This is a genomic window from Bradyrhizobium sp. BWC-3-1 (assembly GCF_032917965.1).
GTDB lineage: Bacteria > Pseudomonadota > Alphaproteobacteria > Rhizobiales > Xanthobacteraceae > Bradyrhizobium > Bradyrhizobium canariense_D.
In genome coordinates this window covers 5,768,545-5,785,747 of sequence record NZ_CP136625.1, presented here as the reverse complement: position 1 = coordinate 5,785,747, position 17,203 = coordinate 5,768,545, and the positions used below count along the sequence as shown (strand labels likewise).

The 17,203-nt window shown below is 58.4% G+C and carries 21 protein-coding genes and 3 pseudogenes; 15 read left to right on the top strand and 9 right to left on the bottom strand.

The window, feature by feature from the left end; genetic code table 11:
- Positions 1-121 precede the first annotated feature (121 nt).
- Complete coding sequence (locus tag RX329_RS28135) at positions 122-1,024, bottom strand: hypothetical protein (protein WP_317244607.1); 903 nt, start codon at positions 1,022-1,024, stop codon at positions 122-124.
- Positions 1,025-3,431: 2,407 nt separating this feature from the next.
- Positions 3,432-3,647 carry a hypothetical protein gene (locus tag RX329_RS28130; protein ID WP_083926445.1) on the bottom strand — a complete coding sequence of 72 codons (216 nt, stop codon included), beginning with the start codon at positions 3,645-3,647 and terminating at the stop codon, positions 3,432-3,434.
- A 696-nt stretch (positions 3,648-4,343) separates the two neighbouring features.
- Between RX329_RS28130 and RX329_RS28125 the strand changes: the two genes are divergently transcribed.
- The 7 genes from RX329_RS28125 to RX329_RS28095 all read left to right on the top strand — a co-directional run bounded on the left by RX329_RS28125 (position 4,344) and on the right by RX329_RS28095 (position 6,975).
- Positions 4,344-4,589 (top strand): hypothetical protein, encoded by a 246-nt coding sequence (locus RX329_RS28125; RefSeq protein WP_317244606.1) that lies wholly within the window; start codon positions 4,344-4,346, stop codon positions 4,587-4,589.
- Between the two features lie 212 nt (positions 4,590-4,801).
- A complete protein-coding gene (locus RX329_RS28120) occupies positions 4,802-5,341 on the top strand; it encodes a hypothetical protein (RefSeq protein ID WP_317244605.1) in 540 nt (179 codons plus the stop codon).
- Between the two features lie 60 nt (positions 5,342-5,401).
- Positions 5,402-5,605 (top strand): hypothetical protein, encoded by a 204-nt coding sequence (locus tag RX329_RS28115; protein WP_317244604.1) that lies wholly within the window; start codon positions 5,402-5,404, stop codon positions 5,603-5,605.
- On the top strand, positions 5,602-6,159 hold the full coding sequence (locus tag RX329_RS28110; RefSeq protein WP_317244603.1) for a hypothetical protein: 558 nt from the start codon (positions 5,602-5,604) through the stop codon (positions 6,157-6,159). Before RX329_RS28115 ends, RX329_RS28110 begins: the two co-directional genes overlap by 4 nt.
- Positions 6,156-6,365: a nucleotidyltransferase family protein gene (locus RX329_RS28105; protein WP_317244602.1), complete on the top strand. Its 210-nt coding sequence runs from the start codon at positions 6,156-6,158 to the stop codon at positions 6,363-6,365. The genes RX329_RS28110 and RX329_RS28105 overlap by 4 nt, the downstream gene beginning before the upstream one ends.
- A 155-nt stretch (positions 6,366-6,520) precedes the next feature.
- Positions 6,521-6,664 carry a hypothetical protein gene (locus RX329_RS28100; protein ID WP_317244601.1) on the top strand — a complete coding sequence of 48 codons (144 nt, stop codon included), beginning with the start codon at positions 6,521-6,523 and terminating at the stop codon, positions 6,662-6,664.
- Positions 6,664-6,975, top strand: a complete 312-nt coding sequence (locus RX329_RS28095; protein ID WP_317244600.1) for a hypothetical protein — start codon at positions 6,664-6,666, stop codon at positions 6,973-6,975. Before RX329_RS28100 ends, RX329_RS28095 begins: the two co-directional genes overlap by 1 nt.
- Positions 6,976-7,045: 70 nt before the next feature.
- Here RX329_RS28095 and RX329_RS28090 read toward each other — a convergent pair whose 3' ends face one another.
- Complete coding sequence (locus RX329_RS28090; RefSeq protein ID WP_317244599.1) at positions 7,046-7,429, bottom strand: H-NS histone family protein; 384 nt, start codon at positions 7,427-7,429, stop codon at positions 7,046-7,048.
- Positions 7,430-8,150: 721 nt separating this feature from the next.
- On the opposite strand from RX329_RS28090, the gene RX329_RS28085 reads away from it, so the two are divergent.
- The gene (locus tag RX329_RS28085) at positions 8,151-8,519 is read left to right on the top strand and encodes an H-NS histone family protein (protein ID WP_317244598.1); all 369 of its coding nucleotides are present in this window, start codon (positions 8,151-8,153) and stop codon (positions 8,517-8,519) included.
- 174 nt (positions 8,520-8,693) lie between these two features.
- Here the strand turns inward: RX329_RS28085 and RX329_RS28080 are convergent, their stop codons facing one another.
- The 4 genes from RX329_RS28080 to RX329_RS28065 all read right to left on the bottom strand — a co-directional run bounded on the left by RX329_RS28080 (position 8,694) and on the right by RX329_RS28065 (position 9,902).
- On the bottom strand, positions 8,694-9,263 hold the full coding sequence (locus tag RX329_RS28080; protein WP_317244597.1) for a sugar transferase: 570 nt from the start codon (positions 9,261-9,263) through the stop codon (positions 8,694-8,696).
- A 24-nt stretch (positions 9,264-9,287) separates the two neighbouring features.
- On the bottom strand, positions 9,288-9,488 hold the full coding sequence (locus RX329_RS28075; protein WP_317244596.1) for an ATP-binding protein: 201 nt from the start codon (positions 9,486-9,488) through the stop codon (positions 9,288-9,290).
- Positions 9,489-9,557: 69 nt separating this feature from the next.
- Positions 9,558-9,740 (bottom strand): hypothetical protein, encoded by a 183-nt coding sequence (locus RX329_RS28070; RefSeq protein WP_317244595.1) that lies wholly within the window; start codon positions 9,738-9,740, stop codon positions 9,558-9,560.
- A 6-nt stretch (positions 9,741-9,746) separates the two neighbouring features.
- The gene (locus RX329_RS28065; RefSeq protein WP_317246446.1) at positions 9,747-9,902 is read right to left on the bottom strand and encodes a hypothetical protein; all 156 of its coding nucleotides are present in this window, start codon (positions 9,900-9,902) and stop codon (positions 9,747-9,749) included.
- A 468-nt stretch (positions 9,903-10,370) separates the two neighbouring features.
- On the opposite strand from RX329_RS28065, the pseudogene RX329_RS28060 reads away from it, so the two are divergent.
- From RX329_RS28060 to RX329_RS28050, 4 genes and pseudogenes are all read left to right on the top strand, one after another.
- A pseudogene (locus tag RX329_RS28060) lies at positions 10,371-11,008 on the top strand (type IV secretory system conjugative DNA transfer family protein); the annotation flags it as partial.
- A gap of 7 nt (positions 11,009-11,015) precedes the next feature.
- A pseudogene (locus RX329_RS28055) lies at positions 11,016-11,527 on the top strand (CopG family transcriptional regulator).
- A gap of 430 nt (positions 11,528-11,957) precedes the next feature.
- A complete protein-coding gene (locus tag RX329_RS42055; protein ID WP_410706520.1) occupies positions 11,958-12,200 on the top strand; it encodes a Clp protease N-terminal domain-containing protein in 243 nt (80 codons plus the stop codon).
- A 778-nt stretch (positions 12,201-12,978) separates the two neighbouring features.
- On the top strand, positions 12,979-13,170 hold the full coding sequence (locus RX329_RS28050) for a cold-shock protein (RefSeq protein WP_317244594.1): 192 nt from the start codon (positions 12,979-12,981) through the stop codon (positions 13,168-13,170).
- Between the two features lie 935 nt (positions 13,171-14,105).
- On the opposite strand, the gene RX329_RS28045 is transcribed toward RX329_RS28050, so the two are convergent.
- Together RX329_RS28045 and RX329_RS28040 are read right to left on the bottom strand one after the other, a co-directional pair.
- Complete coding sequence (locus RX329_RS28045; RefSeq protein WP_317244593.1) at positions 14,106-14,333, bottom strand: hypothetical protein; 228 nt, start codon at positions 14,331-14,333, stop codon at positions 14,106-14,108.
- Positions 14,334-14,980: 647 nt separating this feature from the next.
- A complete protein-coding gene (locus RX329_RS28040; protein ID WP_317244592.1) occupies positions 14,981-15,253 on the bottom strand; it encodes a DUF6894 family protein in 273 nt (90 codons plus the stop codon).
- Positions 15,254-15,946: 693 nt separating this feature from the next.
- Between RX329_RS28040 and RX329_RS28035 the strand changes: the two genes are divergently transcribed.
- The 3 genes and pseudogenes from RX329_RS28035 to RX329_RS28025 all read left to right on the top strand — a co-directional run.
- Entirely contained in the window at positions 15,947-16,132 is a 186-nt protein-coding gene (locus RX329_RS28035; RefSeq protein WP_317244591.1) for a hypothetical protein, read from the top strand.
- Between the two features lie 167 nt (positions 16,133-16,299).
- Positions 16,300-16,740, top strand: a complete 441-nt coding sequence (locus RX329_RS28030) for a cupin domain-containing protein (RefSeq protein WP_317244590.1) — start codon at positions 16,300-16,302, stop codon at positions 16,738-16,740.
- A 330-nt stretch (positions 16,741-17,070) separates the two neighbouring features.
- Positions 17,071-17,190: pseudogene (locus RX329_RS28025) on the top strand (transposase); the annotation flags it as partial.
- Between the last annotated feature and the right edge of the window lie 13 nt (positions 17,191-17,203).

Genomic DNA, 17,203 nt, shown 5'->3' with positions numbered 1-17,203 from the left:
CGATCCCAGCAGCAGTGTTCGGAGCAGTTCCCTTGTTGGCGAATTGCCGGCTCCGCCTTCACCCGACACCCCGGCGGGTAGCCACGGTCCGATACTCGGGCGCGCTGCGGCAAGTTCTTGCTCATCTCGGCCGGATTGGTTGCATTCCCCGGAGCTGCTTTTTCAACTGTTCGGCTCGATCATCGTTTGCCGCGGCTTGCGCTTCATAGGCGAACAGCTTGGAACGCGCCAACGAGAGCTCTTGCGCCAGCGCATCTGCTCTTTCGTGCTCCTCCTTTAATGAGAGCTTCAGTTTAGCCGAGGTATTCTCCGCTGTTCGTTTGGTCTGCATCGTTTCTTCGGTTGCCTTCGCGATCTGCTGGGATCGGTTGTCGAGCTCGATTCGCGTCGTCGCGAGCGTCTCCTCCAGCTGTTTGGTACGATCGTGCTCCTGTCGGAGGCTTGCCTGTACCTGAGCCTCCGCTGCCTCTTTTGCACTGATCTCTGCGGCTTGTCTGGTTACCTCTGCGGACTGGGTCTCCAGGTCGTGATGAGCGGCTGTCAGATTCTGCTCCAGCCGGTTTGCCCGATCTTTCTCCCGCTCGACAGCCTGTTGCAGCTCTCTCGGATCGCTCTGTGCCCGGCGTTCGGGTTCGCGACCCTCTGCGCCGATTTCGCGGCTTAGCCGTGCCTGCACTTCGAAATCGTTGCGCGCCTTGACAAGTTCCCGTTCCAGACGCTGCGTGTGCAAGCGCTCCTCCCGGAGCGATTTCTGGAGCTCATCGGTTTCATTCTCGGTGGCCTCCGCAATGCTCGTCCATTGCTCGCGTGCATGCTGCAACAGCCCCAGCACGGTATCCTGCTCCCGTCGGCATGTTCGAAGGTCAGCAGCAAGGGCCCGTATCCTCTCCTGTTCTGTGGCGAGCACTTGCCGCGATCGCTCGGTATTGCTGATTGTGGCTTGTGCGAGCTTCAGGGGTGTCGTGTCGGCAGATGGTTTCAGCCGCGCAGAGGGCCACCCTCCCGAGCCGGTCGTGCCGCGCAAGTGCGTCGCCATGACATGGGCGTCGCTCGCCGGCCGATTTGGCTCCTGCGCGAGAACGGGTATGGTCAAAACCGATATTACCGTCAGGACAGTCGGTGCAACCCACGCCGACCTTGTTGCGCAGGTGCGCGCAGAGCTACGAACACAATCCGAGGCAATCCACACGTCTGCGCGGCGAACGGGCGATCCAAGGCCCGACCCTGCCTGCATCGGCGCTTGTGCCCATATCCGCGACATTAATGCGTCAATCCGTTTCTCAATTTCGATTTACCCTTAGGCAAAAATAAACCATATTTTATTTTATTCAATCATTTATCGCCAATTAAATGTTCGGCCGATGCTGCCGGTCGCTTGAGAAGGAGATCGTCCAATGCTCCACCGACTCCCCTCGCTGATCATTGCGATTATCACGAGCGTGGCTGTGCTGGCCCTAGCAGGCGGCGCAGTGGCGGGCTCCGCGGGTGCCGGCACTGGGACGGGCACGGGCAGCGCCAACACTGGTGGGTCAGCTCCGTCCGGCATGGGTACAAATGCGAGCAGCGCCAACCCTGGTCCATCGGCGCCTCCAGGAATAGGGACACGAGACGTTGGTACCGGTGCAAACCTGAACCGCACCAGTGAAACCAACAGCCCGGACGTTCAACCCACCAAGTCGAAGTCGCGGGCGGCGGCGCAGGCCAAGAGAAATGCCGGCGCTGGCCACACTCAAAATGGTCTGCCGATCGGAGCTATTGGCACCGGCACGAGCAACGAGGAGCAGATGATCGTTGGACCGTCACCTAACCGAAAAATACCGGCGGCGAAGGTCGACGGGAATATCGCTGGAATAGTTGGTAGGGCGCCAGCCTTTCGGACCAGGTGAGCCGGCCGCGCGCCGCACGAGCTGGGGAAAAAGTGCTGGACGCCAAAGTGCAAGTCCAACGGCGAACGACAGTTTCGCATAAGCGCATTCCCGCCTCAGAAAACAGAACTCGGTAGTCTGAGTGGACCGAGCCGGGCAGCCGAGCGCGCTTTGGCGTCCCTGCTCAGGTCTGCGCGCCGCCCGACGAAGGCGCCGGCAGGGCTTGGTTCTCCATGGGGCGCCTTGAAGAGGACTGACGCCCGGCACACGGCCGAGCGGGATTTGGGCTAGGCGAGAGCATTCACGCGGTTATGCGAGCGCTCGATTCCGCGGCATTCGGATCACGTCCGATCGGTCGGAGCGAGGAGCCAGCCGTGCATTGTTCGAAATGCTCGCGAAGCATGTCATTAGCCAAGTGCTCCCAGAACTCAGCTTCGGCGAGAAGCTTCCAGCTTCGATCTGGATGATGCGCAGAAGTCTGTCGGCACAGCGACGCCATCGCGCGCAAGCGGCGTACGGTCTCCATCCACTCCTCCCATTATTTTTCCCCACCTTATTTTCTGTTTTGCGTCATATTAATTATGATTATACCAAATAACTAAATTTGTCTTCCGTGGCGCGACTACCGAAACGATTTGACGCGAACGACTTTCGGCTTTGCTTTCAAATTGTCTTTCAGATGAAGCCCTGCTTGATAAAACTAAAAACGGATAAAAAGTCAGACTTAAACCAACTCAGGTGCGGGACATAACCCGCAGCATGCCGCTCGTGGATGATCTCCGTCAGAAGCCGGAAAGGGACGCCGGATCCGAGTGCAGCACTTTTCCTGGCGCAGAGCCTTCACTCGCATCGGCCTGCCTTGAAACTCCGCCGCGCGCACGCCTCATTGGGGAGCGATCGGGCGGCTTGGAGCTGTGCCAAAGGGTTACCGGAGGCTTCAAGATCGATCCGTGAAACGATCGTCTTCGAGTTCGCTGAAACTACGCGCGCCGCTCGCCATCATTGAATCCGCGTGCGGCAAGTCGTCCCAAACCGGGGCCTACGCATCCGTGACACCGGCCCTAGTCTCGCTCTTTCTCCGAGGCTTCGCCCTTCCGCGCTTCGCACTTGCTCTCGTAGCCTGTGCAATTGGGCAAGCAGGCTAACGAGCTCCATCGCCGTTTGACGCAGAACAGCCAAGCGGCTGCAAACCCCACTACTCACTACAATACCCCCAAACAGGCCCTTGCAGGGTCAGCGATCGGAATCGTTAGTTTACGCCGACCTGCCGGTGTGACGCTTAACTTACGGTTCATGAGGGCGTCAGTTCGCTTTACGACGATAGGCCAAAATATTTCGCATCCCTCCAGTAAGCCCTGGCAGAAATAGCCGCCGAGACAGGAATCTAGATGAACGCTGCGCGATGATTGAGCGCATCCAGTCCGTGCCAAGACTAGTTCCCAGCTGGTGCGGCAGCCATGCCGCAAAAGTCAACTCCGCACACGCGGCGTCAAATGAGGCGGTCGGCCTAAATTCGTGTAATGCTAGTCAGTTCGGCTCCGCGTCTGTGCCGAAGCCCGCGACGCATCAACCCAGCGGCGCTTCCTCGAATATCTCCCCTGGCCGCACGACCGGCTCATCGACCCAGGCCTCGCGAGCGAACCAGTTGTGATTGGCGCGACAGACCGGGCAACGAGTATTGCCATAAAACACAACGCTCCGCAGGAAAGCCTCACGGTCCGACCTAATACCAGTAGGAATCGCGCGACCGGTTTGCGGACATTTGACCATGATCATTCCCATGCGAGACCTCCCTAGGAAATTATTATTCGTTGTCAAACGAAAGAGAACCCGGCCGGCTGGAGTGCGTCGTCATCTCAGTGTGGGTTACTTGGGGGGCATCGCACACTGGGAGTGCTTGTTCGAGCAGGGCGGGTTGCTCGTGACGACGTTTTTCCAACCGGCCGGATCGCTGCTTGAGCGATTCCTTGGACGCCGCCGCTCTTTGGCTCGGCAGCGCGGGCGTTGATTATGCGTCTCTCGAAAGCTCCTGGGGCGCCACTGAAAATGGGCCAATCTGAGCGGGTGGGAGTTTTGCGCGTGCTATGCCGCTCGCGACGAAGACGATCATATCGCCCGTGATGGGCAAATTGGCTAATTCGATCACCGGTTTCACTCCACTCTCGTCAGCGAAATATTTTTCGTTAGCATTTAATCCTGCAAATTAAGCCTTGCGCTGTCGGTCTGGTTTGCGACTCTCGTCGAGTTTTATTTTTCGCTGTCCTGCACGCAGGAGGTCAAGATCATTGCGGCGATTTCTGCGACGCTGTTTCTCGGTCCGCTGTTATTTCGACGCAGGGCCCGCTTCTTGGTATTTGAATGGTTGCTCCGGTTCAAACATGAAATAAATATTGATTATATTGTTATCCTATAAATCTCGTTGTTAATTGATGTCAATGACGTAAGCTGTTTTCGTCAATTTTTTGGTCGGAGGAGACGATGCGGGAATCAGTCCAGAAGAAGCGCAACTCCACCTCGGCTGCGAAGCAGTTGGCTCACATGCGCGAGAAGCTAGCGAGCATCAGCGAGAGGGAGCGCGTTCTACGAGAGCGGAGTGCTGCTCGCGAAGTTTACCGCTATCTGCTGGACTCTCACCGGTTGACCGCGCCGGCGACCTTTCTCGGAGGACAAGTGTTGAATATTTCTCTATCTGGGGTGAACGAGGGTGGTCAGCTGGCGGCGTGACCCGGGGCCGTATGGTCATTCGAAATGAATCCCAGTCAGGCGATGTGCATCCGCACTGAAGGTGGACTTGCGCCGCTGTAGCACGGCGATCAAGCCGAATTTCCTCGGCAACTGCAGCTCGTTTGAACGCGCCGTGGACAGGACATTGCCGGATGTTGTCGCCACCGCGTCGACACGGCGGCGAACAGATATCGTTGCTATCGGGAATAGCCATGCTGGAAAAAACATCGGCAGAGATGGTGTTGAGACCCGCCGCGGGTGCAATCTTCGCGCTGGTGGACGGTCGATCAGTGCTTTTCAGCGAGACAAGGCAGAAGCTCTATGAGTTGGACCAGCTAGGGGCATTCATTTGGTGCAAGTTGGCACAAGGTGCTTCTTTGGAAGACGTCCATCAGGAGCTTGGGCAGCTAGGCATTGGCGAGCGCGCAGCGCGCGAGTTCACGTGGCAGGCGATGAACGTCTGGATCGATCAAGGGGTGCTCGATCTCGACTGGCGAATGTCGACCGATTGTGCCTTCTCAACGGTTCTTGCTCAGCGCAGGATCAGCGTCCGGGCTGCAAATCGGGAGCTCTCGCAACAGTTGATTTCGCTATTTTGCGTTACGGACGACAGCGGCGAGGAGGAGGAGGATATTGCGATCGAGACAATGATGCTCGGCGACCGAGTATTCTTCCGCGGGAATGACGCGAGCATCCAAAGATGTGAAGCCGCAGCTCTGGCCGCTACAATCAAAGCTCACATCACCGAGTGACTTATCCGAAGCAATCAGTGGGCTTTCGCGCTCCACGCCGCTTCTCTTGCAAAGTGCGGCATGGGCTTGCTGCTGTGCGGCCAACCGGGAGCCGGTAAGTCGACTCTTGCACTCGAACTGGTAGACGCTGGATTTCAGTATGCCGGCGATGACGTTGCGCTGATTGGGGCTGACGGAACGATCTGCGGCATCCATTTGCCCTCACCCTCAAGCAGGGATCGTGGCGGTTGCTATCCCGACTGTATGGCGATTGGAACGACGTGACGCACCGCCGGTCCGATGGCGCCGAAGTGCGGTATTTGCCGATTCCGGATGCGCACAATGGGAGCCTCTCTGCCAACTGGATCATCTTTCTGAACCGGGTTGCAAGCGGCCCCGTCGAGCTGACCCCCCTGGATCAGCTTGATTCGATCAAGCGGCTCGTTGAGGGCGCTTTTGCCGCAGACGGGAAGCTGTCGCAGTCCGGCTTTTTCGCTTTGAAGCGGATTTTGCAGGCGCACGATCGTTCCAACTTATCTATTCGGAATCGGCGCAGGCTCGACACCTGCTCATGGACTTGTGCAATGACAAGGCATAGTGCGGCACTGACAAGCCTATGCAACTGCTTGCGAGGCTTGCCGCCGGTCGAAGTGGAGTGGACCTCCGTCATCGGGCTCGCAAACCAGACGTTGACGACGCCTGCGCTCATTGACTTCGTCGATCAATTTGCATCGGTGTTGCCGGAGGACGTGTGCACCTATATCCGGCAGATCCATCGCCGAAACGTGCTGCGCAACGACCGGTGGCCAGTCAATTGGAAGAGGCTGTCATTGCGATGAACGGCCAGGGAGTTGCGCCGGTGTTGCTCAAAGGTGCGGCAACGCTAGCCACAGCACCTGTCGAGCGGCGAGGAGTTCGGCTGATGTCCGATCTGGACATCATGGTCGTGCCGGACGAAGCTGAAAGGGCGGTCGCCGCTCTGGGCGCAATTGGCTATGAAATTCATGATCAAGCGCGCCCCGAAAGCCGTGGTATGTCGAGCTAAGTCGACCGCGGGATATCGGAACCATCGATCCGCAACGGGCCGCTCCAGGCCCGGCGTACCTCTATGCTGGCCCCGGACATGCCCTGAACCATTGCGTCCCCGCGCTGCTGGGGCGGGGACGCGTGTACGTCCCGACGCCCACTTATCGAGCGCTGATGTTGATCATCCACGATCAGTTTCAAGACTACGGCTACTGGCTTGGCGAACTCGATCTGCGGCATCTGGTTGAGTTGCGCGACTTGAATGATTCCGAAGGGCTGGACTGGCAGGAACTTGCATCTCATTCTCGGGCGAACTGATGAAAAACGCGGTCGAAACCCAACTGCTCGCCCTTGCTGCGCTGCTTGGGGTCGATATCCTGCGCTCAATGCGCACCCGGCTGATTCCTCGTCTGCAGTTCATGCGACAATTAATGCAAGCGCGCTTTCCGGCCACACGTGTGCCGTTCCTCGCAATGACGGTCCTGGACCTCAGAAACTACCGGCGGGAGGCGACCTCTGGTTGCACGCAAACCGGTATGCGCCGGCCTGGATTGTGGTCCGTGCCAAGAACGGACACCTTACCGTTCCTGTTAAGGGCCGCCACCGCCGTTCGTGTCGGAAAGGTGTAAAGCCAGCAACGCTCGCACGCCTTCAAGGTTAAACAGTTTTAGCAAACGACATGTCTGCAGTTGCGCGGAGTTAATGCCCTTGTCCACCGGCATTCCGATCGGACGACTCGTCGTTCTCGCGAATCCTGAACTCTTCGAGCGTGTGCCCCGATTGGAGCGCGGCAACTAGCCAGCGAGGCTGTTTACCACGCCCCGACCAAGTCTCCGTCGGGCGGAGTGGATTGAAGTATTTTGGCACGACTTTCGGGTATTTGCGGCGCGGCGGCTCGCTCGTTCCGGCGTTGGCGGCCCGGCGTTCAGCTTCACCGAATTTATCCGGCTGGTTGAGTTGCGCAAGACGCTTTTCGAGCTCTCGCTTCTCGACTGTGATCTTTTCGGCAAGTATCTTTGTTAGCTCTTCGTGAAGGAGCCAAAGTTCCTCAAAGTCCATGGCTTCGAGATCTTGCCGATGCATAGCATTCTCGTCACCGTTCGACTGACTCCTGATCCATCTGTCATCCTCAGCTTTCGAGCAATTATTGCCCCAGCACGCGAATCAACGATGGACCAAAGTCAGTGCTTCAAAATCGATACGACAATAAACAATATATTATTTAATTATTATTTGCGACGGTTATTTTGTTAAATGAGGATAGGCAGGTCAATGCCTTGCTGCGGAGCAAGAAACGGGAAGATCTCAATCGAGTTCCTCTCGCGTCTCAAGGTACGGCCCGGAGCATCGTTTCGCCCGGCTGCGCCTCGGAGATTCGGGACCTGAAGCCCAGATGGAGCCCGAGCGGCTGAGCGCCGAGGGGCTTTGAGCTCGTTGGCGGCTGCTTGCGCATATCCGAAGGCGTGCAATAACGAGGCTCCCCCGAACCAAGGCAGCCTACGCGCCAACGATATTCATCGAGAATGTCGCGTTGCAGATGACTTGTAACCGGCGCTTAATGTGAGCCCATCACATCGGTTAGCTTGAATGGTTCCGCTGCGCGCTGGACGTGCGAATTACCCGCTCACAATTAAGTTATTCGGGTAGCCCATTGGTTTTCGCCTTGATTGATTGTTGCGACGCAGTTATCTCGGAATGCGGATCAAGTGCGGTTTCATACATTTTGTTGGGTAAATCGAGTTCACCGTCTTGATTAATGCCGATCCGGGGCATATTGACTTTGGCGCAACTACAGGGTGCGAGCATGCCAGCGAAGAAACTCGAGTTAGAATTAATGTCCCTTGACGATCTCTGGTCGCTTCATGAGGAAATTAGCGGGATCTTATCGGACCGGATTAAGGCGGAAAAACACGAACTGGAGAAGCGCCTGGCCGTTCTCGGGGGCGGGTTGGCTGTTTTGGCGGATTCAGGCGGGTCGGGCGTGTCTCCGACTGCCAAGGCGAGACGAAAGTATCCGCGGGTACTGCCGAAATACCGCAACCCCCAGACGTCAGAGACTTGGTCGGGTCGTGGCAAGCGGCCGCGGTGGTTGGTTGCTGCCGTGAAGTCTGGCCGGAGGATTGAGGAGTTTCGGATAGGGGATGCAAGCCCGAAGCTTCGTCAGCGCTCGTGATCTAATCTGCACTGATGGAAGAGATGGTTGGGGTCAAATGGCCGTCGCGGCGCCTATCCTGTGCGCCTAATATGCGTTGCGTCCCCGCAGCACTTCGACTGGAGTTCGCAGCCGGATAAGATCAAGCTGAAGGCGTCAGTTGTGGATGTGCCAGAGGTCGTACTCCAACGTCTCTCAACCATGGTCGATATAGGCCTTGATCCGCGGCAACCATAGATGTGAGCTCATCCTGTCAATCCGGGCCTCACTCGGGGCGGGAAGGCGTACTTCTGAACAAGCTTGTCGAACTGTCCGTCGTGTGCCACGACAAGGGGGGCCTGGGTCGACCAGCGACATGCTGCCGTCGAGGACATTCAGCAATTGCGGCAGCTCGTCGACGCTCGTTTGCCCTAGCCATCTGCCGACCCTGTGATGCGCGGTCAAGAGGCGTTGCTGAACGACGACAGGCCCATTTTCAAGCGCATGCATCGTCCGAAACTTGCGGATGAGGATTCGGCCATTGAAACCGCATCGTTGTTGCTTGAAGAGGATCGGGCCGGGATAATCCAACCTGATCGCGACGGCAGCTATCGCGAAGGACTGCCAGACCAAGTCCCGCACCGAGAATATCAACTGTTCGTTTGCTTGCGCGCTCGATAGCGGTAAGGGGGCCGGGCTGGATCTAGACGCAAGTGGCCCTCCCCAAGCTCCTTGTGGGATGTCGAAGCTGTCAAACGCCACCCGGAACTGCCCCCTTTGCGTCATGCAGAACGGCCTCCACCCTGGGGTTCATGTTGTCGACTGAAGGTTGGCCCGGCCACTGACGGGACGGAGGGAGGCGGAGCGGAGGGCCGTAAGCAGCGGGCGGCTTGATGAGGCTGCTCTTCGTGTGGCGCGGAGCCGGTAGGTGTCGCCGCGGATGGTCAGCACGTGGCTGTGGTGCAGGAGCGACTCCAGGATGGCAGTGGCGACCAAAGGATCTGCGAACACCGGTGCCCCATTCGGCAACGCTGCGGTTCGGCGTGATCAGCATGGCGCCGGTTTCGTAGCGGCGGCTAACTAGCTGGAAGTAGAGATGCGCCGCGTCGGGCTCCAGCGCCAGTAGCCGAGTTCGTCGACGATCAGCAGCTTTGGCTTCGATTGCGCGAGCAGTTTCTCGTCCAGGCGTCGCTCGCCATGCGCCTTGGAGAGGCCAGCGACCAGCCCGATCGCCGTCGCCTCTCGCCCGAACGCGATCCACAAGTGCGCTTACCGACGCCGGGCGGCCCGAGCAACAGTAAGTTCTCGCCATTGGCGATCCGTAGTGACGAGGTCGCGGATTTGCTTTGGATCGATCGACGGCTGCGCCTCGACGTCGAAGCTCGCAAGCTCTTTCAAGGTCGGGAAGTGCGCGAGTTTTAGCACCAACTCGATGCGGCGATGATCCTTGCGCGCGATCTTGCGCTAGCAGGATCAGCGTCTCACGCGCCGACAGGTTCGCGCGCGCTGCCTCGTCGAGCAGGTTGTCGAGCTGGTCGCGGATGCTGGAGAGCTGCAATCGCATCAGCTGCCCAGCTCTCTTTGTGCGCGCCATCAGAAGCTCCTCCGATCGCGGCTTCGTATTCGGCAGGAGGACGCAACAGCGAGGGCAACAGAAGGCGTCGGCACTGTCGGTGTCGCGATTGCCGGTCGGCACACCGCGCCGGTGCGACCGGCAAGCGGAACCATAGGGAGAAGACCAGTCATTCGCTCCTAGTCGGCGCCATTCTCCATGTCCTCTGTGCCGAGGCGGACAAGACCGAAGCAGGCGTGGCGCCTTTCTGTACGACCCAAAGCGGCGATCGAGGCGACGCTGAGTTTCGATCGCGCAGTCGCTCAATCAGATCGATTGAGCCCAACAATGCGATCCCAGACAACAGCCACGTCAGTGTCAGCTTTGCGACCAATGACGGGCGGACCGCAAAGCGCGTGTCCGGCGCGCTCGGCACGGCGACGGAGACGCCGGCCATGAAGAATTATGCTGGGCACCGATTGAACCCATGGCGGGGTATGGTCTCACGGCAGGAGACGGCGAGGCCGCTCTTGCCCCCCGGCGAAATCATGCAGCTTCCGGCGAAGGACGAGATCGTCATGGGGCGGGCACACCGCCGATCCGAGCGAAGAAGGTGCGCTACTACGAGGATCGCCGATTCACTGAGCCGGTTCTGCCGTCTCCTGATCCGGGGATATTGGGTCGATCATCGCGAACGGACGGATAGCCAGCGTTCGGAACGCTGAAGCCGACGGCAGGTCCAGCTGACAGAGCCGCTGAGTCCGAGTCAGACACAGCGAACAGTGGGCTTCGTCGCGAGCCCGAACTCCCTGATCACGTCGCGATCGCGAAGGAGACGACCGAGCCGACACGGCAGAAGAATTCGCCGTCATCTTGACGACGATGAGGACGCTGTCCGGCAGTCTCGACTTATGCGTCGGCAGATGCGCGCGTCGCCCGTCAAGTCGCCTTGGACCCGAATGACGATATGGAGCTATGAGGCAAATATGCGCGACCGGATGAACGTCTATTCCGTCCAGAGCTTCTGAAACAGATCTCTGAGCTCGCCGATCGCAAAAACCTTTCCCGATCTGCGATCGTGGAAGCGCCTGTTGCTTCATTTTTGTCACCGATGGGGCGGACAGGCGTGAGGCAGCGTTTACCCGACGTCTAGATCGGCTATCGCGTCAGATGCAGAGGCTGGAGCGTGATGTCCTTGACGGCCGAGACTTTGGCTCTCTTCATTCGTTTCTGGCTGACGATTACGCCACCGTTGCCAAGCGACGCGCAGGCAGCCGCGCAGTTAAAGAGCAGAGAACGCTTTGAAGGGTTCGTCGAGGCGCTCGGGCGCCGTTTGCAAAAAGGGCAAAGCTTCCTCCGCGAGATTCCAGAGGATATCCGCCGTCAAGGATCGGAGAACAAAAAAGGGGACTCAGCATCTCTTCCGCTCCCCGACGTGAAAGCGGAAGTCGACCAGTGCAACCGAAATCGGCCGCTCGTGACCCTACCCGGCACATGATGTATCGGGTCATGGCAGTTGACAGCGTTTCTCATCTGGATCATTTATCTTCAGGTAGATCACGACCTGCTGCTTGCGCCCCAGTGAGGATGGTAAACTTATCATAGGTGTTTCATAGCTCTTTGCCCGAACGAACGGGTCAGCAACGCAAGCTCCTGGCACCTCGGTTTCATTCAAAGCAAAGGATGAAAGATCATGCGCGATTATCGCGACGCCAAAGCCATGGCGCAAACGGCTCGGGCCTTTCTAGCTGACCACGGTGCGAAGATTACCAATAACCATGCCTTGAACTGATCGCCAAGGCGTTTGGCGTTCCCGATTGGAACACACTTGCAGCTGCAATTCGCGGCGAGGTCACCGCGCCGCGCATGAAGGATGCGACGCCATCAACCATAGTCGATGCTGGGATTAGGCCTCTACCGAACTTGAAATCACTCTGCAGCGCGCCCTCGGCTATGCCGATGCGCGAAAACACCAGTATACGACGCTAGAACACCTGCTACTCGCGCTGACAAATGACGCGAAAGCTTCGAAGGTGGTGCAAGCGTACGATGTCGATCCTGCGGCGCTCCAGAAAAGTCTGACCGACTACATTGACAATGAGTTGATAGCCAGCCGAAACCGGCGCACTTCCCCGACGAATCCCGCCCGACGGCGGCGTTTCAGCGTGTAATGCAGCGCGCTGGGTCGCACGCCGAGCAAATGGGCAAGCAGGAGATCACCGGCGATAACATGATGGTCGTTATCTTTGCCGAGCGGCTAAGCCCGGCAGTGCGACGCCTCTATAGTCAGAACATGACTGCTCAGGATGCGGCGAACTTCGTTGAGCGCGGCATCATTAGACGAAGTGGCACTGCCGCGCCCTGATCGGTGCGGCGCAAACGAAGCGCTCGGGGGAGCTTGAGACTTGCCGCTCGCGACGGAGATCTGACGGATGCGTTGGCTGGACCCTAACAGCACCAGGGCAGGATTCAAGCGTGTAGCGGCGCGACAGACCGTCCTTATTCGCTTGTCCCTTCCGGCACGCCCAGGAACTGTAGCGCAGTATCGACCTGCTCAAGCTGTCGGTTGGATATCGCTTCGCTGATCGGCATCTTCGGTGGCTCCAAGTTGCTTGAGGAGCTCTTCGTTTCGAGCAAGCAAGTTCGTTATAGCTGTCGTCACTCTGCCTTCTCCGCTCCTTAGATTGCCAGATGCGCCGCTGAGATGGAAAGGGCCGCCGGATCTGCTAAGCTCCCGCGGCCAACATCAGCCAACCTTCTGATCGCTGGAGCCGCCCGCCCGCCGCGACGCTTCATCATCAGCGGGGTCGAAAGCGACTTCAGCAGCTTCGGCGTCCGAGTCTTCAGGTGAGGACGCTCGGATCGGGCCGACTCCGCGCGTTCGCAGAGCAATCCCGGCGACCAGCTTCTGGCAAGCTAGGACGTCGTGATTTTTCAGGCGAGACACGCGTGGCGATAGGTACTGTAAAGTGGTTCAACGCGACCAAAGGTTACGGCTTCATCCAGCCCGACAATGGCGGCAAGGATATTTTCGTTCACATCTCGGCCGTGGAAAGAGCGGGGCTGAGCACGCTCAACGAGGGTGCGAGGGTGAGCTACGAGGAAATGAGCAACAAGGGCAAAACGTCGCTGAAAATCTGAGGGTCGGCCAGCCCATATGGAGGCAGGCGCTTCAAAAGTAAGGCGGTGCGCAAGTTAGCCCTTGCTCAGTGGCGTCAAAATCAAAGCCCAACTGGTTCGCGCTGGGCCGGCGACTCTGCTAACGCAATCCAGTGATCGGTGCCCGCCGATCGCCAACAATCTCAATCAAACTCCGCCGGCTCCCGAGCCGGCGGGTTTTTGCGTGCCAATTAATTGTTCGCGGCGCTTCGAGGCAAGCCCCCTGCAGGCCCATCAGCTGCTCGTCATGTCGGTTTGTCCCGGCTTGTGGAGTTGAAGTCCCGGGCAGCGACCTCCAGCTCAAGTTCAGTGATCCTTTCGAATATGCAGGCAGCAATCGCCTCTGATTCATCGATGGTCAACGATCGGATACCCCGCAAGGCAAGCTGGTCTCGGAGGAGTTTCGCCACAATCAAATGAACGGCCATCGGATCCAAAGTCCCGAAAGCCATGATCCAATCGCAAATTTAGGGTGAGCACAACGGCAAGTAGAGGACCGACCGCCGCCTAGCAGCGGCGGTCTCGAAGATCCGATCGCGCGTCGACCGGGATTCGGAAAAAATCGGCCCCAACTTCTATGGGGGTGGAAGCTGAGGCCCAGGCGCCGGATCGCTCGAGGCTTTCGCACGGTCCAAGAATTAAACATGCGCCCCGAACAGCGCTGAGGCGATCGGTGCAGTCGGCTTACTTCCGATTTGGTACGACAGTGTTACGCGCGGTAGTTATCCGGAATCGGTCCGGTACCTCGGCGCCTGTACCGTGAGCGCTGCTTACGACTTTGGGGTTCTAACCAAAAAAAGAAGCAACGAGCTAATTCACGGGGGGACGGGACATGCTGGACGCCATCCAGATCAGCTGTGCGCTTTGGGGAATGATCGTCTGCAGCGCCATTAAAGCCGCGCAATTCGCCACTGTTTCTAGGTTATCACCCAGATCACCAGTGCTGCTGCGCCCCAGATCAGGCCACCGATCCAGGCGGTCATGATAACGCCAGCCGTAGCAAGGAATGCCCCGCCGAGTAGGTCGGAGCCCTGACGCGGCGCCGGCGTCTGCGTGTCGATGGCTGCTGTGTTGACCTCTTGATTCATGGTGTCGTGTCCCGTCGGGATAGTCGTCCGAGTGATCTGCACGCCCGCGAATTTCATGGACGCCGCACGCCCTGAATGGATTGCGGATTATCGTCTCGTCCACCCTCGCAATTTGATACGGGTCCAGCGGAGAAGGCCCAGCGGCAGGTTCCTAGCAAGGAGGCGCGCTGGGGCCGAAGGCCTGCCAGTACGCTACGCGGCAGGCTTCTTTGATAGTCCACCAAGAGCGACGGCCCGGCAGTAACGTAAGTGAATCTAAGCTGGATACGGAGAGGTACCACCTTCGGCGGACTACGGCCGAGAGACGCCCCGGCTTGGGGACTCCAACGTAAGTGGAACAATCCGCTTGGCAGCGCGTGTGTCGGGGGCCCCAGCCACACAGGTGCCCCCCGGCTGCTGGACGAAAACCCGACCAGCGCGTTGGCGGCCCACTGGTGGGGCCGTTTAAGTTTCAAGGTGGGCCGTCTCAGCAGAAGGACTCGGTACCATCCCAAGCAAAGGCCCCAACACGGGGGACCTTCCCGGTTGGGGCTCTAGGTTTCCGGCGCAACCATTTGGATAGAAGCGCCAGCCTCCACGAGATTGAAAATCGCCAGTGCGGGCAGCGGAGGGCGACAGCTTGCGGAAAGATGATCTAAGTTATGGCGCTCAAGGCGATGGTGTGATCCTCCGCCACGATGGATCAGACGGACTTTCCTTATGGTTCAATTTTCGATCACGCGCGCAGCTATCAATCCTACCGCGGTAGTCGGCTGAAGTTCTGGATCAAGACGGCCCACTCGCCGGATTCCGGGACCGTCCGAAACCTCGACGCGCCATGTGTTTTTCTGCCACAATGGACCGTCCGGTCCATCGTTGAGAATTTCTCCGAACAATTCGATCGCGGCTGCTTCCGCGGCTTCGATGTCCGGAAGTTCCAATCCGACATCATCGAACACGGAAATGCCGTTGTGAACGTGGAAGAAGAACCGGGTCATCCGCACGACACCCCTTCAAAGAGACGGTAGCGAGAACGACCCGATCTCACTCCGCTAATATGGCGAACCCGATAAATAGACCGGCTGCGGAACCTGGAACGCCGCTCTTTTGAGGCAGATAAATGCCCTTAGTGGGTACGCTTTCTAGTCAGAGATCGAGCCCGCGGACTTCGCCTGGTCGAAGCGCATCTGATTTCACGCGCTGGCGGTGCTGCAAGAGTCTTATGGTGTGCCCGGCGCCGACGACCCGGGCGACCGCTTCGGTCGCCTTCTCAGGTTCGACCGTTGCAACCCAGTATGACCTTTCCCCGTCGGGCGAGATGACCACGATCATGGGTAAGCGGACCATCATCAAAAATTCCGTAGCTAAAAGCCGTAAGTTCTGCCCGCTGGGCGGTTGTGCCACTGGTCCCTCAAAAGACACGCCACCGAGCTGCGAAATGCAGTGTCGCGGGCCGCGGCCTGTTTCAATCTGGGCCTGTGAAATCCCCAGCAGCCAAGCATCAGCAAAGCCCGTGCCGCGGGGCTGCTGCTGCGACGGCTACAGCGCTGACAAGTGACGCTTCGTCCTGGGGCGGTTACGATGAAAAGCTGCTAGTCACATAATCATGAGCAGCAGAGCCAAGCCCTGCCCTCGGCTATTCGCCGAGAGCTCGACTCGGCTAGTCGCGTTCATGTCTGTGGGTGTGGTTGATGATCCTGTCCGAAAAAAAATGGCCGCAGGAGATTCGCCTTAGCTCCTGCGGTCTCTATTTTTCCGGGAAATTGAGTGCTTACGGAATGATTGGTGTGCCGGCTGAAGGAATGATCCCAGAATTGGCGGGCGCGTTGACTCCCAATATGATGTCCCTGCGACGTCATGCTGGGGTGTGGGGCTGACGCGACAGTTAGTGCACGTCTGGGAATAGCGCGCGTAGTCTGATGGGATTGCCACAGTTGTTCCCACAAGCAAGGAGTACCTCAGAAGAGGCGCGGCAAAATGCTATCTTCACGCTCCCGTGAAAAGTCGGGAATGTCTTGCTTCGTTGTAAGCAGAGGGGAAACTGATGCGTGCAGCCATTGAAGCCTGGCATTACAAGGTCGATCTCAAGCCTTCGCCGATCGAGCCGTCCTGGATCATCGAAGGCCATCCGGAAGCCCGCAACTGCGTGCTGTCGATCAGTGCGGATCGTGCGGCCTTCACCCTGATTTGGTCTTGCACCGAAGGCAAGTTCAATTGGTATTACGATGTCGACGAGACCATCGTGATCCTCGAGGGATCGATCGTGCTTGAGGGCGAGGGCATGCCGCCGAAGCGCTACGGCGTGGGTGACGTGATCTATTTCCGCAGGGGTGCGCACGCCAAATGGCACGTTGAAGGCTATGTGAAGAAGGTTGCGTTCTTTCGCCAGACCAATCCGTTCCCACTCGGCATCGCCATCCGCGCCGCCAATAAGCTGAACTCATTGATCGCGCGGAGGCGCCCCGCGGGCTTGCTTGCGGAATAAGATCGCACTTCCGCTAATTGAGCCCCGACCAAAGCTCCAGCCGTGGTCTCGCAGGCGGTAAACTGATGCCGGGTCGCGCTTTGCCTCGCACCTCGGATAGCTACAATTTGTGAGCTTGATCGAGCGCACGATCCGATCAAATCTGACAGGCAGCGAGAGATTCTGACATTTTTTTCACACTTTAACTTACCGCGAAGCGTTAGAAAGTCGTGGCGGTCGCCGCTACGGTGACTCGCCTAATTGGCCTCTTAGTTACACGTCCTAAGAGGTCCAATATGCTGAGTTTCAACCCGGTCCTGGCCCTTCAGCCTTCGCTTGGTCGGCGGGCGAACCAACCCGATCGAGCGCCTCAACGGCGAGATCAAGCGGCGGACCAAGGTGGTCGGCATCTTCCCCAACGAGGATGCCATCGTCCGCCTCATCGGCGCGATCCTGCTCGAGCAGAACGATTAGTGGGCGGTCC

Excerpts from the sequence above, each read along its gene's own strand:
- RX329_RS28030 (WP_317244590.1), top strand. The coding sequence starts at position 16,300 with ATGCGTGCAGCCATTGAAGCCTGGCATTACAAGGTCGATCTCAAGCCT.
- RX329_RS28080 (WP_317244597.1), bottom strand. The coding sequence starts at position 9,263 with ATGACGCAAAGGGGGCAGTTCCGGGTGGCGTTTGACAGCTTCGACATC.
- RX329_RS28130 (WP_083926445.1), bottom strand. The coding sequence starts at position 3,647 with ATGGGAATGATCATGGTCAAATGTCCGCAAACCGGTCGCGCGATTCCT.
- RX329_RS28040 (WP_317244592.1), bottom strand. The coding sequence starts at position 15,253 with ATGACCCGGTTCTTCTTCCACGTTCACAACGGCATTTCCGTGTTCGAT.
- RX329_RS28085 (WP_317244598.1), top strand. The coding sequence starts at position 8,151 with ATGCCAGCGAAGAAACTCGAGTTAGAATTAATGTCCCTTGACGATCTC.
- RX329_RS28035 (WP_317244591.1), top strand. The coding sequence starts at position 15,947 with ATGATCCTGTCCGAAAAAAAATGGCCGCAGGAGATTCGCCTTAGCTCC.
- RX329_RS28115 (WP_317244604.1), top strand. The coding sequence starts at position 5,402 with ATGGGCTTGCTGCTGTGCGGCCAACCGGGAGCCGGTAAGTCGACTCTT.
- RX329_RS28100 (WP_317244601.1), top strand. The coding sequence starts at position 6,521 with ATGTTGATCATCCACGATCAGTTTCAAGACTACGGCTACTGGCTTGGC.
- RX329_RS28120 (WP_317244605.1), top strand. The coding sequence starts at position 4,802 with ATGCTGGAAAAAACATCGGCAGAGATGGTGTTGAGACCCGCCGCGGGT.
- RX329_RS28090 (WP_317244599.1), bottom strand. The coding sequence starts at position 7,429 with ATGCATCGGCAAGATCTCGAAGCCATGGACTTTGAGGAACTTTGGCTC.
- RX329_RS28045 (WP_317244593.1), bottom strand. The coding sequence starts at position 14,333 with ATGAAATTCGCGGGCGTGCAGATCACTCGGACGACTATCCCGACGGGA.
- RX329_RS28095 (WP_317244600.1), top strand. The coding sequence starts at position 6,664 with ATGAAAAACGCGGTCGAAACCCAACTGCTCGCCCTTGCTGCGCTGCTT.
- RX329_RS28125 (WP_317244606.1), top strand. The coding sequence starts at position 4,344 with ATGCGGGAATCAGTCCAGAAGAAGCGCAACTCCACCTCGGCTGCGAAG.
- RX329_RS28105 (WP_317244602.1), top strand. The coding sequence starts at position 6,156 with ATGAACGGCCAGGGAGTTGCGCCGGTGTTGCTCAAAGGTGCGGCAACG.